We start from the raw sequence: 17511 nt of genomic DNA, 5'->3' as shown, positions 1-17511 counted from the left end.
CAACGCGCTGGCAACCTTGAGCGCACTGGTAACCTTGAGTCGGTTCAGGGCGTGGCAGTATTCATGATTGCCGCTTCGGGGCGCAGTTCTTCGCCTGGGGGCAAGTAGCGAATCGTGCGCCCGGTAGTGTCAATCGCCGGCTGATAGACAAACGATTGCCGTCCCTGGGCGGCAAAGCACCGCTGCATCGCCGCCGCAATGTTTTCGAGGTTGTGGGAGGCAAGCGCCAAGGCGGATGGTCCCGCCCCGCTGAGTGCCGTGGCCCACAGTCCGTCACATTCAAGTTCAAGAATTTCCGCGAGGCCCGGCACAAACGGCGCGCGGTAGGGCTGGTGCAGGTGGTCGCGCATGGCTTCGCGCAACAGGTCATAGCGGCGGTGCTCCAGCGCCCCCACAAACATCATCACGTGCTGCATCTGAAAAATGGCTTCGGCGCGTGGGATGGCGTCTGGCAGGATGGCCCGCATCTGCTCGGTAGGAAGTGGAAAATCCGGCGTGACGATGACGAGTCTAATGTCGGCTGGAAACGTTCGGTGAAAGAGAATCGGCGTCCCGTTGGCGCGTCCGCAGGACGTAATCCAGCCACCATAGCGCGCCGGCGCGAGGTTGTCGGTGTAGTTCTCAAACGCCATGGCGTGCCGCAGTAGCTCGCCTTGGGAAAACTCCATGCCCGTCACGGCTTCGACCAGCGAAACTCCGGCAATGATGGCAGCGGCGCTGCTGCCCAGCCCACTGCCCAGTGGAATATCATTGATGATATGCAGGTCGAGTGGCGGTAAATTGACATAAGCGCGCGCTGCCGTTTGGCGGGCCACCCGGCACATCAGGTTTTCATCCGGGTCGAGCGGGATACTGCTGGTGTGTTGTCCCGCAACGGAGAGCCGCCAGTCGGCGCCGTCGGTCCGAATCTGTCCGCGGACGGTGAGATAGATACCGACGGCCAGCCCCATGGTATCGAAACCAGGGCCGAGGTTGGCGGTTGACGCTGGGACGCAAATTTCAAATTTTCGTTCCACCATGCGTTATGGCTCTCTGTATTGAAAATGCGCTCACCCGGCGAATTAGGCTGCGCGTCACCGTTTTTTGGCAGGGATTGAACAACACCTATGCCGTTTCTCGATACTGATAGCGTTCGGCTTTACGTACAGATCGTGGGCGAAAGAGGGTTGCCCATCATTTTCGTCAATGGTTGGTCTGCAACCTGTCAGATGTGGTTGCCGTTGGTCAAGCGCTTGTCCAAGTCGTATCGGTGTATTCTCTATGATGCACGCGGCACGGGACGGTCGCTCTCCACGGCACTCGGCACGGGCTTTGAGGTCGAGGATGCCGTTGCCGACCTGCATGCCGTCCTGCGCTATGCTAGTGCGTGGGACGCCCACTTGATTGGACAAGGCATTGGCGCCGTCGTTGGCCTCCTGGCGGCACGCGAGCGTCCGCAGAACTTTTCTTCGCTAACCCTCATCGGAACGGAGTGCCTGCCACCGCCGTCAGATCAAGACCAAGCCGTCACGGCCGACTTGCTGTTGACCCAGGTCCGGGTGTTGCTCCAGGAGGCGGCCACACTGCCCTACGTGCGCCAGTTATTGCTGTGGCGCTACCGGCGCGTTCCCGAACCGCATCGAACCAAGCTCTACGAGGATTTCGCGGCCACCGATCCCCGGGCCGCCTATGGACTTGCCCAATCCGTGCGGGACGTCGTCGTGCGCGCCCGCTTTTGGGAAGCGCTGCGTCAGGTTCCCATCCCGATATTGCTGGTGCGTGGCGCATTGGATGACGTGCTGACTGCGGCAACGCACCGCGCGATGTTCGACTGCATCCAGCGGGGACAGACCGCAACGGTCCGCGGTGCCGGCCACGTGCCTACCCTGGAATACCCAGAAGAATGCGTTGAATTGCTGGTGAACTTTTTCCGTACCGAGTCGCTTCCGGCCTACCGTCCATGAGACCAGCCCATGAAAGGGTGCCGGGCTGGCTACATGCGGAAGACCCCATAGCGCGACGCCGGCTCGCTAGAGAAATCGGCGTTGTAGGCCATGGAAAGCCCCAAGCCTAAAACTCGTCGCGTGTCGCGTGGATCGATGATCCCATCATCCCACAAACGGGCTGTGGCGTAGTAGGCCGACGACTGGGCGTCAAACTGCTCGACCACCTCCCGGCGCAGGGCTTCCATCTGTTCGGGATTGGGCGTCTGTCCACGGGCTTTCATGGCAGCCAGCCGGACTTGGACCAGGACGCCGGCCGCCTGTTCGCCACCCATGACGGCAATGCGGCTGTTGACCCACGAAAACAGCAGGCGCGGATCGTAGGCCCGACCGCACATGGCGTAGTTGCCAGCACCGTATGAGCCACCAACGATGACGGAAAACTGCGGGACACTGGCATTCGACACGGCTTGGATCATCTTCGATCCGTGCTTGACAATGCCTTCATGCTCGACCTTTTTGCCGATCATGAAGCCCGGCGTGTTGTGCAGGTAGATAATCGGGATGCGGGCTTGATTGCAAAGCTGGATGAAATGGGCCGCTTTGAGGGCACATTCTGAAAACAGGACACCGTTGTTGGCAATAATACCGACTGGGAAGCCTTCAAGGTGGGCGTGTCCGGTCAGCAGGGTGGCCCCATAGTCGCGCTTGAACTCAAAAAACCGCGAGCCGTCAACGATGCGGGCAATGACTTCGCGCATATCGAAGGTCTTACGCGGGTTGACCGGAATGATACCCAGTAGCTCGTCCGGGTCGTAAGCCGGCAGCTCTGGTGCGCGATAGTTCGGCACGGGAGGCTTGCGCCAGTTGAGGCTAGCCACAATCTCACGCCCGATGCGGATGGCATCTGCATCGTCTTCGGCAGTGTAGTCACTGACGCCCGACACCCGCCCATGCATATCGGCCCCGCCGAGGGTTTCGTCGTCAATGTCTTCACCGGTTGCGGCTTTAACCAGTGGTGGGCCACCTAAAAAAACCTTCGCTTGTTGCCGCACCATCACGGCGAAGTCGGACATCCCCGGCACGTAGGCCCCGCCGGCCGTACTACTCCCAAACACCAGCGCAATCTGTGGAATCCCCCGCGCTGACAACCGCGCTTGGTTGCCGAAGCCACGTCCGCCTTCGACAAACATTTCCGCTTGATAAAACAGATTGGCCCCGGCCGATTCCACCAGCGAAATGCAGGGCAGGCGGTTTTCAAGCGCAATCTGCTGGGCGCGCAGACTTTTCTTGACGGTCATCGGATAAAACGCCCCACCCTTGACCGTCGCATCGTTGGCCGTAATCAGGCACTCGACACCGTGAACCCGGCCAATGCCGGCAATGAACGAAGCACATGGGGCTTCGTTGTCATACATGTCCCAAGCGGCTAGCGGGGACAGCTCCAGAAAGTCACTGCGTGGATCAATCAACTGTTCGATGCGTTCGCGGGGCAGCAGCTTGCCTTTGGACACGAACCGTTCCTGCGCGGCCGGGCCGCCGCCCTGTTTGACGAGTTCGAGCCGCTCGCGCAGTTGTTCGCATTGCGCGAGTAGCGCCGCGTAGTTGGTCTGAAAATCTTCGCTGTCGGTCTGAACTTTGGATTCAATCAGCATGGAGGATGCCTTCTGGCAGTGGGAGGTGTTATTTCTTGAGGCTTTCAAGGATACGCGCCCGGAAGGCCGCCGTCTCACGGCGGATGGACGCTTCATCCAGGGTGAGCATGCGCCGGTCGCGCATCAGCAGCTTGCCATGCACCACAACGGTTTCCACGTCGCTGCTTTTGGTCGCATAAACCAGCGTCGAGTAGAGGTTGTAGTTCGGTAGCTGGCGTGGCGTGGAGATGTCCACCACGATGAAATCCGCCAGCTTGCCGACTTCCAGCGATCCGATCCGGTCGGCCAGGTGAACGGCGCGCGCACCTTCGATGGTCGCCATTTCAAGCGCCTTGAGCGCCGGCACGAGGGTCGGATCGCGGTGTGTCACCTTGTGGAGCTTGGCCGCCGTATCCATTTCCTCAAACAAATCGAGGTCGTTATTGGACGCCGCGCCGTCCGTCCCAAGCCCGATGGCCAGCCCGGCCGCCAGCAGGTCTGGAATGGGCGCGACGCCTGCCGCCAGCTTCATGTTGCTTTGCGGGCAGTGAGCAACCCCGACGTTGTGCTTTTTCAGAATGGCGTACTCGTTGGCCTGCACTTGCACGACATGCGCGGCAATCGTGCGCGGACCAAACACGCCGACCTGCTCGACGTGCGCCACGGGACGCTTCCCGTACCGTTCCAGGATGGTTTGGGTTTCGGTGTCGGCTTCGGCAAGGTGAATGACCAGTGGCACGCCGTATTGGTCAGCAAGCTTACGGCACGCGGCCAGCGTTTCCGGGGCACAGGTGTAGGGCGCATGCGGCGCAACGGCCGGTGTGATGAGCGGGTGGCCAGACCGGTATTTCTGGATGAAGCGCTCAGCCTGCGCAATCCCCATTTGAGGCGTCAGGGCGTCGGGAACCGGAAAGTCAATGATCGTCTGCCCCAGGATGGCCCGGAGTCCGGCAGCTTCCGTGACCTCGGCAATGTCGCCCTCGAAATAGTACATATCCACGAAGCAGGTCGTGCCGCCCCGGATCAGCTCCAGGCAGGCCAGGCGCGTCCCGGCGCGGACCATATCCCGTGAGACGTTCTTGGCCTCGGCCGGGAAAATAAACTTCGTCAGCCACTCCTGAAGCAGCAGGTCATCGGCCAGTCCCCGAAACAGTGTCATGGGAACGTGCGTGTGGGCGTTGATGAGACCTGGCAGGACGGCCTTGCCGCCGGCCTCGATGACCGTTTTGGCGCGGTAGCGTCCGGCATCGGCCGTGTCGCCTACGGCGACAATCTGGCTGCCGCGAACGGCGACAAAGCCGTTCGGGATGACGCGCCGCTGGGCGTCCATGGTGACGACCGTGCCGCCCCGCACGAGCAAGTCAACCGCTTCGGTCGGTCGGGTCTGGCCGCGAGTCAGCGTCAGCGCCGCCGCCAAGAGCCAGACCAGCACGAATGTGAAACGTGGAAAAGACGTTGTCATCAAAACTGACCTGAGAAACGGGAGGTCGTCCCTCACCGGCCGGCAAGCGCGCCGCTAGCCCGGTGGGCTTCCAGGATGGCCGCCGCCGCCCGCCGCCCACTCGACACCGCGCCTTCCATGCTGTCGTAGAACCGCTGCTGCGTGTAGCCACCCGCCAGAAAGAAGTTGGGAACCGGCGTCTTCTGCGTCGGGCGCAGGCGGTCAATCCCCGGCTTGGTGGCAAACACGGACTGGGGAATGCGAACCACCGTTGCTTTCGTGACCTTGGCTTTGGGCGCAGTGTTGGGGAAACAGGATTTCACGTTTTCCCAGACGCGCCCGATGATGTCTTCATCGCTTTGTCCGATGATGTCGCGGGCCGGCGCGACGACAAACTCCATTCGGGAACGGCGCTGCGCCATTTCAGCCTTCTGATCGAGGAAGTAATCCGGCGTTGTGTTGCCGAAATCTGCGTACACCGGAATGATCCCATCAGGACAAAACAGAATGTTGTCAATAAACGAAATCTGACGGTCAAACCACATCTGCACGGTCACGACCGGCACGCCCTCAAACTGGTCAAGATTGCCAAAGAAGGGGTCTTCCTTGAGTTCGGACGGGATCACGCGCTGGAGTTTGTGAATTGGCAGCGCCGTCAGGTAATAGTCGCCGACGATGCGCTCGCCCGTGATGAGTTCTACCCCGGCAATCCGGCGCTTTTCATCGAGCACGAGCGTTTTGACATTGCAGTTGGTACGGATGCGGCCACCCTTGGCCGTGATGTAATCGGCCAGCGGTTGGGTGAGGTGCTCCTGCGGCGAGCCTTTCAGAAAACCCATGCGCGAGGCATGCGGTTCGCGCAGGAACGTGCCGGCAACGTCCAGCACGACCTTGGCCGAGATTTCTTCCGGCGGCATGAACTTTAGTGAAAGTGTCATCGGAAGAAACATTTTCTTGAGCATGCGTTCGTTGATGCCCCACCGCCGATGCCACTCCTGGTACGTGTAACGATCCTGTTCGGCCATGTACTGATCGTTACCAAAAACCATCGGGAAGAGCGACTTGCCGAGCGTGAGCTTCTCCGGCAACGAGAAGTAATGGTTCTCAAAAACCGCCGGCAGCAGGTGCAGCGGTGAGGGGAGCTTGGTCGTGCGGAAGCTGAAGCGCTCGCCCCGGTCGAGCGTGTAGGTGAGCTTGTGCTCTTTCCACAAAATCCGGTTGTAGATGCCGAGTTCTTTCATCAGTTCATAAATCTCGACATAGGCGCCAAAGAACACATGGAGTCCGGTTTCAATCCAGTCGCCATCGGCATCTTTCCACGCGGACACCTTCCCGCCCAGGATGGGGCGCTGTTCCAGTAACTCGACTTCCAGACCGTTATCCACGAGCGTTTTGGCCGCCGCAAGTCCGGCCAGCCCACCGCCGCAGATGATAACCCGTGGGCGTCCGCCCGTAGTGGTTGCCAATGCTGTTGCTGTCATATCTCAGAAAAGCCTCTTCAGAGAGAAGTGTACGTATGGGGGCTGGGTGATTGAGAACGCCGGAGACTATCACCTTGGGCGCGAGCTGCAACGTACGCTTGCCGACGCGCCCGGCGTCGCTGTCCGCCAGCATCAGCCAAACGTCGCCAGGGTGTCGCGCAGTGCCGCCAGTTGGGTTTCCAGTGCCCCCCGCTGTTCCTGCTTTTCGGCCACGACTTCCGGGGCGGCGCGCTCGGCAAAACCCGGCCGGTGAATCGTTTCTAAAAGCTGGTTGAGTTCCTTTTCGCGCTTGGTGATTTCCCGTTCCAGACGCGCGCGCTCGGTGTTGGCATCCACGAGGTCGGCGAGTGGTAGGGCAAGGTTGACGCCTTCGGGCGTGACACTGCGAGCGCAAAAGCCAAGGTCGGGCAGGGTTTCATGTCCGATGACGGCCGCGGCCCGTGCCAGCCGCGTAATCGCGCCCTGCTGGGCGGTGAAGATGGCGCGCAGTGGCGCCGGGGCAGCCACATGAAGCTCGACTTGGGCGCTCGGCGGGAGGTTCATTTCGGCGCGGATATTCCGCACTCGACTAATCAGGTTGATAACCGCTTCCATCTCGCGCTCGGCTGCCGGGTCAAGGTTCGCTATGTCCGCTTCAGGGTAGGGCGCGATGCACAGGCTGGTCGGGCGTTGACCGTCTGGCCACGCCTGCCGACTCACTTGCTGCCAAAGTTCCTCGGTGATGAACGGCATGAACGGATGCAAGAGGCGTAACGCCTGCTCCAGGATAGCCGCCAGTCGGCCGCGGGTGGCTGACCGCTCCGGCGTGTCTTCCGGCGCGGAAACCACCGGCTTGACCAACTCGATGTACCAGTCGCAGAAGTCATTCCAGAAGAACTTGTAAAGCGTCAGCGTTGCGTCATGAAAACGAAAACTTTCAAGCGCATCAGTCACTTCCTGGGTAACGCGCGTCAAGCGCGACTTGATCCATCGGTCGGCCAGGCTTGGCGTGCTTTGCCAAGTGGGTTGTTCCAGGTGGTCGTCGAGATTGCCGAGGGTAAAGCGCGTGGCGTTCCAAATCTTGTTGGCAAAGTTGCGTGCCGCTTCCATCTTGCTTTCCTGAAGCTTGATGTCATTGGCGCCGGTGACGGCCGAGACGAGCGAAAACCGCACGGCGTCGGTGCCGTACTTCTCGAAGACTTCGAGTGGGTCAACGACATTCCCTTTGGTCTTTGACATTTTTTGCCCCTGGGCATCGCGCACCAAGCCAGTGACGAACACCGTGCGAAAGGGAACATCACCGGTAAAGTGCAGGCTCATCATCATCATCCGGGCTACCCAGAAGAAGATGATGTCAAAGCCGGTGACGAGCACATCCGTCGGCGTGAACGTTTGTAGGTCGGGATTGGCGGCGTCGCGGGTTGGGTCGCCTGTCCAGCCAAAGGTCGAAAATGCCCACAGTGCAGAGGAAAACCAAGTGTCGAGGACATCGGCATCCTGCGTCATGGGCGCGTCATCTGGAAGCTCCAGTTTTTGACGCGCTTCAGCTTCAGAGCGGGCAACGGCAAACCGTCCGTCGTCGGCGTACCAGGCTGGAATGCGGTGTCCCCACCACAACTGCCGCGAGATGCACCACGGGCGGATGTTTTCCATCCAGTCGAAGTACACCTTTTCCCATGAGCTGGGAATAAACCGTGTGCGGCCGTCGCGGACGGCTTGAATGGCGACTTCGGCGAGGGGCTTGACGTCCAAGAACCATTGCTCCGACACCAGCGGCTCAATCGGAACCCCGGAGCGTTGGCAGTGCCCGACATTGTGGGTGTAATCCTCGATCTTGACCAATGCGCCGGCGGCTTCGAGCTGTTGCGCGACCTTTTCGCGGGCTTTGAACCGATCCAGTCCGGCAAACGCTGCCCCAGCTTCTTCGGTCATTGTGCCGTCCTTGCCAATGACGACAACGAGTTCAAGGTTATGGCGCTTGCCGAGTTCGAAGTCATTTGGATCGTGGGCGGGGGTGACTTTGACCGCGCCGGTTCCAAAGCCGATTTCCACAAATTCATCAGCGACGATTGGGATTTCGCGCCCCACCAGCGGCAGCCGAACCCGCGCTCCGATGAGGTGGCGGTAGCGTTCGTCCGTCGGGTGAACGGCCACCGCAGTGTCGCCGAGCATGGTCTCCGGGCGCGTGGTAGCGACCACCAGGGTTTCGTCCCGGCCCACAACGGGGTAGGCAAGGTGATAGAGCTTGCCCTTGACCTCTTTCATTTCAACTTCCAGGTCAGATACCGCAGTTTGCAGTTTGGGCGACCAGTTGACCATGTAGGATCCACGGTAGATGCGGCCCTCTTCATACAGGCGAACGAAGACCTCCCGAACGGCGCGGCTCAATCCTTCATCCAGCGTAAAGCGTTCGCGTGACCAGTCCACGCTTACGCCTTCCAAGCGCATTTGGCGTTGGATGGTGCCGCCGGACTCGGCCTTCCAGTCCCAAACGCGAGCCTCGAAGTCGTCACGGGTCAGGTCAGTGCGTTTGATGCCCTCGGCGGCAAGTTTTTTCTCGACGACCATCTGGGTGGCAATGCCGGCGTGGTCGGTGCCGGGAAGCCACAGCGCGCGCCGGCCCTGCATCCGGCGCCAGCGCGTCAGGACATCCATCAGGGCATGCTGGAGGGCATGGCCCATGTGGAGCGAACCGGTAACATTCGGCGGCGGAATGACGATGCAAAAGGGCTTTCCGTCGCCCTGGGGCTGAAAATAGCCACCCTGTTCCCAAAAAGGGTACCACTTTTGTTCGATCTGGGTTGGGTCGTAGGCTTTCGGCAAGTCGTAGGGCATAGTGTCAGAGGCAATCGGGTGTGAAATGGCAAGTCGTCGCCCGCATTTCCGTCGGGCGCACGACGCTATGTTGTAACAGGAAGCGCTTTTGATTTCACGGCTTCCAAAACGCAAAGCGGCTGGGCTAGGCTGTGAAAGCGTCGAGAAGGCCCCGCGCGTCCCTGGCTTTCTCTTGGTTATCATTTTTGGATTTTTGGTGAGAAGCGCCTATGCCAACCGTGACCTTCCAGCCATCCGGGCAGACCGTCGAAGTCGCGCCTGGGGCGACGCTGCTCAGCGCGGCACAGCAAGCCGGTCAACCACTGCTCCACTTTTGTGGCGGCCATGGGATCTGCCAGACCTGTGAAGTTCGGGTGGACGCCACGACTGCGGCCGCACTGTCCGACCCGGACGCCAAGGAGCGCCGGTGGTTCGACCCAGAAGACCTGGCTGCCGGCCGGCGACTGGCCTGCTGCGCCCAAGTGCAGAAAGACCTAACCTTTACCTTACCGGCGGCGAAGCGGTTCGACATCGCTGCCCAGTTTGAAAAGTTGACGCTTGGTGAAGGGCTTCAGCTTTGGTTGCGGATGGTTGCGGCCGCATCAGAAGATTTCCTCAACCACGCCCGCCATGGCTATGCGGCTCTGCTCAACGGCATTGAAACCGTCCAGCAGAAAGGCGTGGCTGAGTTACCCACCCTTACGGCGCAGTTCGTCAACGCCAGCCTAACCAACGGCATTCTGGCGTTTGAAGCCGTGGCAACCGGCATGGCGCGGAGCATGGGCGGAGATGGCACGCCGGCGGCCGGTTCGCCAGCGGCTACGGCTTCCGCGACTGGCACGCCCAAGGCTTCGGAAGCGCGCCCGGTGGCGATGGACGTCAGGCCGCGTCCGCGTCCGGGAAGTGAATCTCGACCGCCAACCCCGCCATCCCGCTCCGGCGAGCGTCAGCCCTAGCTTGGGACAGAAAGCAAAAACTTTTACCCACTGGCAACATGCCAGTAACGCGCATCGCTAGAATGGATGGCGGGTGAGCTTTACCAGTCTGGCTTTGCGGCATCGGAATCCACTTCTGATGCCGCTTTTTTTGTGATGCCAGTCTTCTTGTGATATCGGTCTTTACGTCAGGATAGCAAGGCGCTTTACTCCGAGCCACGGCAAGCCCATTCTGGGCCAAGCCGGTTTGAATTCCGGCAGCGCCTAGCCTATACGTGGCAGCCAACCCTGGCCGGTGTCGAAAGCGTCGATCCACGACCAACACCACCGATGAACGCCACCGATGGCTGGCTATGTTGTTGAGCGGATGGCCAGAACCCCGTGCGTACCCTGCGTAAGATCAGCATTGCAGGTTTCAAATCCATTGCCAGCGCCGAGCTAACGCTTGGTGACCTCAACGTGGTCATCGGCGCGAACGGTTCAGGCAAATCAAACTTCATCGGTGTCTTCAAGCTTCTGGAGCGTGTGCTCTCGCACAACCTACAGTTGTACGTGGCGAGCATGCCGGACCGCTTTCTCCATCACGGCCGCAAAGTCACCCCGGCGCTTTCCCTTGACCTTACCTTCGCTAGAAACGCCTACGGATTCAAGCTCATGGCCGTGCAAGACACGCTGGTTTTTGAACATGAGAGCGTTGAATACAGCGGTTTTTGGAGCTACCGGGAGCCAATTGCCGTTGGCCACAGGGAGAGTCAACTGGAGGAAGCAGCTATTGGTTACAAAAACAAAATCCCAAAGTATGTGTTTCCTATCGCGCGGGACTTGGTCGTCTATCACTTCCACGATACATCTGATGCTTCTCCGGTCAAACAGGCGGCTGATGTAGAGGACAATCGGTTTCTCCGTTCTGATGGAGCGAATCTGCCTGCATATCTGTACTGGTTGCAGGAAAAACATCCAAACGAATTTCGCCACATCGAGGAGCATGTCCAGCTTGTTGCTCCCTTCTTTGAAGGTTTCGTGCTGGCGCCATCTAAGCTGAATGAGCGGAAAATCAAGCTGGAATGGCGTCAGAAAGGCTCGGATGCGTACTTTGACGCTTACGCCCTGTCAGACGGCACGCTGCGTTTCATGTGCCTGGCAACGCTCTTGTTACAGCCGTCTCTCCCGGCCCTGATTTTGCTTGACGAGCCAGAACTAGGCTTACATCCCTTTGCCATTCGGGTTCTGGCCGAAATGTTGGAGGCGGCTTCAAAGCGTGGGCAGGTGATTCTTGCCACGCAGTCGGTGACGCTGCTCAATCACTTCGCGCCACATCAGATCATCGTCGCTGAGCATGACGGGCTAAAGACAACGTTCAAGCGATTGGATGAAGAGGTGCTTCGAGATTGGCTGGCCACGTACAGCCTGGGTGAGCTTTGGGAAAAAAATATCCTTGGAGGTCGTCCTTGATCCGGTTGCTGATACTGGTCGAAGGCCAGAGTGAAGAAACTTTTGTCAAGCGAACGCTAGGTCCGTACCTGGCCAGGCAAAACGTATATGCAGAGGCAGTCGTGTTGTGGACGAAACGTTTGCCAGCAGGTGGTGGTTTCCAAGGTGGGGCATCGAGTTGGAATCAAATTTTTGGCAACCTCAAGCGTCTGGCCGGAGATACCAATGCGTGGATAACCACGTTGCTTGATTTCTATGGACTTCCAAGTGATTTTCCAGGACTGCAAGCCATGAAAAAAAGTGCCGGCGTGCGCGCGAGGGTGGCTTGCTTGGAAGACCACCTCGCGCAAAAGATGAACCACGGGCGTTTCATTCCTTTTCTGGCGCTGCATGAGTTTGAAGCCTGGCTCTTTAGCTCGCCGCAAGTGACAGCACAGCATTTTGGAACTCCCGGCCTGGCAAACAAGCTCCAGTCCATCGTAGACAGAGCGGGCGAACCGGAACTGATCAACAATGGCAAGAAAACGCACCCCAAGGCCCAGTTGGCTCGGTTGGTAGCGAACTACAAGGAAGCCAGTGACGGCCCCCTCATTTTGAACAAAATCGGCATCGAGGCGATTCGGACGGCTTGCCCACATTTCGATAAGTGGCTGAAAAAATTGGAAGCCTTGGGCAGCCATCTGCCGTAACCGTCACCCCATGGATGTTCTCGCCGCGTTTGCCATAACCACCTTGACGCTTGCCACGCCGCTGATGTTGGCAGCCCTTGGAGAGGCTGTTTCTGAGCGAGCTGGCGTGGTCAACATTGGCATCGAGGGGGTCATGCTCGTGGCGGCGTTCACGGGCGTTGCCCTGTGCTACGCAACAACCAACCCCTGGCTGGGTTTGTCGGCAGCGGTCGTGGGAGGCATCGCGCTGACGGCCGTTTTCGCGGCTCTAACGGTGAATGGGCGCTATGATGCGCTGCTGGTCGGCACGGCGCTCAACATCTTTGCCCTTGGCGCAACCGCCGTCGCGCGCCGTGAGCTGGTCGGCGACTCCAATGCGGCTTTTATCGTTTCAACGCTACCCATTTGGAGTGTGCCCCCGGTGGCGCTCGCGCTCAGCCTTGGCGCTTGGTATTGGCTTTTCCGTACCTCTTACGGGCGAAGCCTGCGCGCGGCGGGTGAAAACCCGGCAGCAGCGATGAGTGTCGGGCTGAGTGTCGTGTGGCTGCGTTGGGTGGCATTGCTGGTGAGCGGCGGCCTCTGCGGATTGGCCGGTGGGTATCTGGCGCTTGGTCTCTCCAATACCTTCGTCGAAGGTATGACCGCCGGACGCGGCTTCATTGCGCTGGCGATTGTGATCGTCGGCCGACGCCATCCCGGCGGCGTCCTGCTGGCTTCACTGGTGTTCGGCGCAGCCAGCGCCCTGCAATTCCGTTTGCAAGCACTGGGTTTGGAAGCGATCCCCTACCAACTGTTTTTGGCCTTGCCCTACCTGCTCACGTTGGTTGCGGCTGCGTGGTTTAGCGCCGACGTTGCGCGGAACACGTCCACGCGGTGAGTTCTCCTCGAAAAAAGCGCGCGCTTGGCTGAAGCCATCACGGATGGTTGAAGCGTGCCGATAAACTGTTATAAAGTTTACCTTTTGCTCACCGTCTCTGGATTGAAAGGAACAAAGCCTGGCAGGGGGGTGGTACGCGCCACGCTGCGGGTTTGGTCATTTATGGAATACGCTGTCATTTTTGGATTCACCATTGTCGCGCTTGGCTTTGCCGGCTTCCTCGCCAAGAACGTGCTGGCGCTTGAAACCGGAACCGACGCCATGCGGAACATCTCCGACGCCATCAAGGAAGGCGCGGAAGCCTTCTTACGGCGTCAAAATGTCACCATTGCCTATTTGGCCGTGGCGCTTGCGGCACTGATCTTTATTCTCTACGCCTTCGTGCGCGCACCCAGCATGAACGACCCGGTGAAAGACCCGCGGGTGCTGGCGCTCGTGACCGTGGTTTCGTTTTTGTTGGGCGCAGCCTGCTCGGTGGCGTCGGGTTACATCGGTATGTGGATTTCGATTCGGACGAACATCCGCACGGCCTCGGCGGCCAGGACCAGCCTGAACGGGGCGTTGCAAGCCGCGCTGCGGGGTGGAGCGGTCGCCGGACTGCTGGTGGTTGCGCTTTCCCTGCTCGGCGTTGCCGGACTCTTTACGGTTGTGAACCTGCTCAACATCACCGACATGGGAAAGATTCCATTGCTGATCGCGGGTTACGGCTTTGGGGCCTCTTTTGTGGCGCTGTTTGCGCAGTTGGGCGGTGGTATCTACACCAAGGCAGCCGACGTGGGTGCTGACTTGGTCGGCAAGGTCGAAGCCGGCATTCCCGAAGACGACCCCCGCAACCCGGCCGTGATTGCCGACTTGGTTGGCGACAACGTCGGTGACTGCGCTGGGCGCGGCGCCGACTTGTTTGAATCCATGGCGGCGGAAAACATTGGCGTGCTGATTTTGGCATCGTCACTGTTTGCCGCCAATGCCACTGCCTTTGAAAAATCCCAGCAACTGGGCGTGCTGCTGTACCCGCTGGTGGTAGGCGCGTTCGGGCTGCTTGCCTCGATGGTGGGTGTTATGGTGGTGCGAACGGATGAGAAGTCCGATCCGATGAAAGCGCTCAATCGCGGCTTTTATGTCACCTGCGTGCTGGCGACGGTCGGCTTTTTCATTGCCTCGAAGTGGCTGCTGTCAAGCACCGCCGCGCCCAATGCCTACCTGAGCTTCTTTGCCTGTGGCGTCGTTGGCATTTTGACATCGCTGGCCTTTGTCTTCATCACGCAGTACTACACGGAATATCGCTACCGACCGGTGAAGTCCATTGCTGACGCCTCGAAGACCGGCCCCGCCACGAATGTCATCATGGGCATTGCCGTTGGCTTGGAATCCACCGCCATTCCGGTCATTGTGATTGCAATCGCGGTGTTGACTTCTTACTACCTCGGCATGAACTCCGGTTTTGCCAAAGCCGGACTCTTTGGGACAGCCGCCGCAACGATGGGGATGCTAGGGACGGCCGGCTACATTCTGGCCATGGATACGTTCGGCCCGATTACGGACAACGCGGGCGGCATCGTTGAAATGTCCGACCAGCCAGACGATGTGCGCGAGAAAACTGACCGCCTCGATGCCGTGGGCAATACGACCAAGGCGCTTACGAAGGGGTACGCGGTTGGTTCGGCGGCATTGGCGGCCTTTTTGTTGTTTTCAGCCTATCTGGATGAAGTGCGCAGTTACTGGCCGTTCACCTATGGGCCGACGCTCGAACGCATTGATATTGCCAAGCCGGAAGTGTTCATCGGAGCCATGATCGGCGCCATGCTGGTGATGCTGTTTGCTTCGCTGGCGATCAAGGCCGTCGGCGCGGTGGCGCAGGATGTCATCACGGAAGTCCGGCGGCAATTCAAGAGCAATCCGGGCATCATGAAAGGCACGAGCAAGCCGGACTATGGCCACTGTGTGGACATCGTGACCCGTGGCGCGCTCAAGCAAATGGTGCTACCGGGCGCGCTCGTGGTGCTCACGCCCATCATCGTTGGCGTCGTGTTTCGCCAAATCTACATTTCGCAGGGCATGGCTTCGACCAGCGCTACCGGCGCAGAGGTCGTTGGCGGCTTACTGTTGGTTGGCACGATTGTTGGCATCCTGATGGCCCTGTTCCTCAACAACGGTGGTGGGGCGTGGGATAACGCCAAAAAGTACATCGAGACCGGCGCTTATGGTGGTAAGCGCAGCGATGCGCACAAGGCCGCTGTGGTGGGAGATACCGTAGGCGATCCGTTCAAGGACACGGCCGGACCGTCGTTGCACGTGCTCATCAAGCTGTTGGCGACGATTACGCTCGTCATGGCCCCGCTGTTCATTTGATGATCGAGAGGCGGGTTGGGAGCGGTCGGTAGCGGCTGGCCGAGCGCTTCCCAAAGTGTGAGCTGCCCCGCTCGGCACATCCAAGGGAGGGCGCGGACAGCGCCAAGCACGTAGATCATGTCGCGCAAGCCTCGGCTTCCCTTTCACCCAAAAACGATAGCCGCCGGGCTGGTTTTGGTGGTCGTGGCGCTGGGCGTGTTTGCCTACACGGTGGAGGCGCGACGCCCTTGGTTTGGGCGGCTGAGCTTTGAGCATCATCAGTGGTTGACAGCCAATACCCTGCGGTTTGCCCGCGCTTGGCACACTGAAGGCCCCTGGACGCTCTATTTCGCGCTCCTCAACGAACCCAAGTCCGTTGAGTTTCCCACGCTGACGAGCCGCAACCCGTACGTGTCGTATCCACCGGGCTTTGTCCTCTCAGCCTATCTCTATGGCGTCCTGCGCGACGGAGAGCCGACCGTCCGCAGCGTAATGGAATGGAATCTCATCAATCACGTTCTCATTGCGCTGACCTTGGGAGTGGTAAGCTTTCTGGCGCTGCGCCGGCTGGGGCTTGACCGTGTAACCGTGACCCTGTTGGCGTCCGTGCCGCTGGTGCTGGAGTTGCTGCTGCCAGGTTCACTGTATTGGCATCAGAACGTGTACTTTGCCGACCAGGCCGTGCTGCTGCCGTTTGTGTTGTTCGTGCTTCTTGAAGCCCTCCGGGATGCGTTCCCACCGGCGCGCGCCGGTTGCGACCGATGGCTGGCACTGGTGATGGCCTGGGGCGTTGCCTGCGACTGGCTTTTTCTGTGTCTGACGGCGGTTGCCTATGTCAAACGGCTGACGACTGGCGATCTGCCACTGCCCTGGGTCAATCCCAGGCGGTGGCTGTGGCAGAGTGTCCGCTTTGGCCTGGGTGGCTTGGTGGTATTGCTCTTGTTCTTTGTGCAGCTTTGCGCCTTGGGTATGCTCCCCCGCTTGCAAGCGCGTTTCCTGGAGCGGATTGGCGCAACGGATGTCAATGCGGACTTCACGGGGCGTTTCAATCAAATCTTCTGGGGGGACTACATCCCGGCGCAGTTTGGCGCGGCCGGGACGGGTTTGGCGTTCCTGGCGTTGGTTGGGAGCCTCGGGCTAGGTGGGTGGCTATGGTGGCAGGCGGCGCAGGGGGCGTCGCCCACGCCGGGCGTGAAGCTGGCTTTCTGGACGCTTACGCTCATCACCATTCCGTGCTTCCTTCAAGTTTACGCGCTACGCAATCACTCGGCGATTCATGATTTCAGCGCCCTCAAGTTTTCGCTGGTGATTGCCACGGTGCCGTTCGTCTTGCTTCCGCTTACCGTGCTGACAAGCCTTGTGCCGCAGTGGGCCGCTCGTCCGGCCTGGCGGGTGGGTATTCCGGCCGGATTGTTCGCTTTGGCCTTGGCCTACGTGATACCGACGCACATTGGCTTTCGGACGCTCTTCCCAGAGCCATCTCCGGTCATCGAACCGCTCGGAACCTTTGTGCGCCAGGCCGTCACCGAAGCCGATATTGTTTTTTCACCTGATTTTGAGATTCCTACCGATCCACCACATCTGCTGGCACTCTCCGGCAAACGGGTTTATTACGCGCCATCGCTGGCGGCGATTGCAGCGGATGTCGCGCGCTATCCGACAGGGAGCTACAACGTTGTGCTGCTGTTTCTGCGTCCGCTCGATGCTGGTTGGCAGCGCGACTTGGCCGGGATGCAGGGCGTCGCGGCTTCGGGCGCGATTCTGTATCGCTTTGATGCTGAGACATTTGCCGGGTTGGCGCGGAATGCATCACCGCGCCCGGCAGAGCCGACCATGCCGGCGCAGTCAGGCGAGTATCGGTGGGATGTCGAAGGCGTTTTTCGCTTGTTTCCGCGTGCGCCAGGTTCATCGGGACAGGTTGGCATAGAACAGCCAGTGCCGGCGCAGGCGAGCCGGGCCAGCAACGGCCACTAGGGCCAAAGTGCCGGAACTTCAGTGGAA

Annotated in this window: 12 protein-coding genes; 7 read left to right on the top strand and 5 right to left on the bottom strand. The window is 59.8% G+C overall.

The features are described from left to right. Positions 1-44 precede the first annotated feature (44 nt). Entirely contained in the window at positions 45-1019 is a 975-nt protein-coding gene (gene thrB, locus J8C06_RS10865) for a homoserine kinase (protein WP_211428709.1), read from the bottom strand. 87 nt (positions 1020-1106) lie between these two features. On the opposite strand from thrB, the gene J8C06_RS10860 reads away from it, so the two are divergent. Then, a complete protein-coding gene (locus J8C06_RS10860; RefSeq protein WP_211428708.1) occupies positions 1107-1943 on the top strand; it encodes an alpha/beta fold hydrolase in 837 nt (278 codons plus the stop codon). Between the two features lie 29 nt (positions 1944-1972). Here J8C06_RS10860 and J8C06_RS10855 read toward each other — a convergent pair whose 3' ends face one another. The 4 genes from J8C06_RS10855 to J8C06_RS10840 form a co-directional block, all read right to left on the bottom strand. Continuing rightward, positions 1973-3577, bottom strand: a complete 1605-nt coding sequence (locus J8C06_RS10855) for an acyl-CoA carboxylase subunit beta (protein ID WP_211428707.1) — start codon at positions 3575-3577, stop codon at positions 1973-1975. Positions 3578-3605: 28 nt separating this feature from the next. Continuing rightward, complete coding sequence (locus J8C06_RS10850) at positions 3606-5018, bottom strand: amidohydrolase (protein WP_211428706.1); 1413 nt, start codon at positions 5016-5018, stop codon at positions 3606-3608. A 32-nt stretch (positions 5019-5050) separates the two neighbouring features. Beyond that, entirely contained in the window at positions 5051-6478 is a 1428-nt protein-coding gene (locus tag J8C06_RS10845) for an FAD-dependent oxidoreductase (RefSeq protein WP_211428705.1), read from the bottom strand. 132 nt (positions 6479-6610) lie between these two features. Next, positions 6611-9292, bottom strand: a complete 2682-nt coding sequence (locus J8C06_RS10840; protein WP_211428704.1) for a valine--tRNA ligase — start codon at positions 9290-9292, stop codon at positions 6611-6613. 209 nt (positions 9293-9501) lie between these two features. On the opposite strand from J8C06_RS10840, the gene J8C06_RS10835 reads away from it, so the two are divergent. From J8C06_RS10835 to J8C06_RS10810, 6 genes are all read left to right on the top strand, one after another. Further along, complete coding sequence (locus J8C06_RS10835) at positions 9502-10227, top strand: 2Fe-2S iron-sulfur cluster-binding protein (RefSeq protein WP_211428703.1); 726 nt, start codon at positions 9502-9504, stop codon at positions 10225-10227. 360 nt (positions 10228-10587) lie between these two features. After that, a complete protein-coding gene (locus tag J8C06_RS10830) occupies positions 10588-11658 on the top strand; it encodes an AAA family ATPase (RefSeq protein WP_211428702.1) in 1071 nt (356 codons plus the stop codon). Further along, the gene (locus J8C06_RS10825) at positions 11625-12326 is read left to right on the top strand and encodes a DUF4276 family protein (protein WP_246602036.1); all 702 of its coding nucleotides are present in this window, start codon (positions 11625-11627) and stop codon (positions 12324-12326) included. Before J8C06_RS10830 ends, J8C06_RS10825 begins: the two co-directional genes overlap by 34 nt. Before the next feature lie 10 nt (positions 12327-12336). Next, the gene (locus tag J8C06_RS10820; protein WP_211428701.1) at positions 12337-13182 is read left to right on the top strand and encodes an ABC transporter permease; all 846 of its coding nucleotides are present in this window, start codon (positions 12337-12339) and stop codon (positions 13180-13182) included. A 162-nt stretch (positions 13183-13344) separates the two neighbouring features. After that, positions 13345-15531 (top strand): sodium-translocating pyrophosphatase, encoded by a 2187-nt coding sequence (locus J8C06_RS10815; protein WP_211428700.1) that lies wholly within the window; start codon positions 13345-13347, stop codon positions 15529-15531. Positions 15532-15648: 117 nt separating this feature from the next. Further along, positions 15649-17484, top strand: coding sequence for a hypothetical protein (locus J8C06_RS10810; RefSeq protein WP_211428699.1), 1836 nt, complete (start codon positions 15649-15651; stop codon positions 17482-17484). The last annotated feature ends 27 nt before the right edge of the window (positions 17485-17511 follow it).

This window comes from Chloracidobacterium validum, assembly GCF_018304825.1.
GTDB lineage: Bacteria > Acidobacteriota > Blastocatellia > Chloracidobacteriales > Chloracidobacteriaceae > Chloracidobacterium > Chloracidobacterium validum.
This window is presented reverse-complemented; position numbering and strand designations above follow the sequence as displayed.

Coding starts and splice junctions, on each gene's coding strand:
- thrB (WP_211428709.1), bottom strand. CDS start 1,019: ATGGTGGAACGAAAATTTGAAATTTGCGTCCCAGCGTCAACCGCCAAC.
- J8C06_RS10810 (WP_211428699.1), top strand. CDS start 15,649: ATGTCGCGCAAGCCTCGGCTTCCCTTTCACCCAAAAACGATAGCCGCC.
- J8C06_RS10835 (WP_211428703.1), top strand. CDS start 9,502: ATGCCAACCGTGACCTTCCAGCCATCCGGGCAGACCGTCGAAGTCGCG.
- J8C06_RS10845 (WP_211428705.1), bottom strand. CDS start 6,478: ATGACAGCAACAGCATTGGCAACCACTACGGGCGGACGCCCACGGGTT.
- J8C06_RS10860 (WP_211428708.1), top strand. CDS start 1,107: ATGCCGTTTCTCGATACTGATAGCGTTCGGCTTTACGTACAGATCGTG.
- J8C06_RS10840 (WP_211428704.1), bottom strand. CDS start 9,292: ATGCCCTACGACTTGCCGAAAGCCTACGACCCAACCCAGATCGAACAA.
- J8C06_RS10815 (WP_211428700.1), top strand. CDS start 13,345: ATGGAATACGCTGTCATTTTTGGATTCACCATTGTCGCGCTTGGCTTT.
- J8C06_RS10820 (WP_211428701.1), top strand. CDS start 12,337: ATGGATGTTCTCGCCGCGTTTGCCATAACCACCTTGACGCTTGCCACG.
- J8C06_RS10855 (WP_211428707.1), bottom strand. CDS start 3,577: ATGCTGATTGAATCCAAAGTTCAGACCGACAGCGAAGATTTTCAGACC.
- J8C06_RS10850 (WP_211428706.1), bottom strand. CDS start 5,018: ATGACAACGTCTTTTCCACGTTTCACATTCGTGCTGGTCTGGCTCTTG.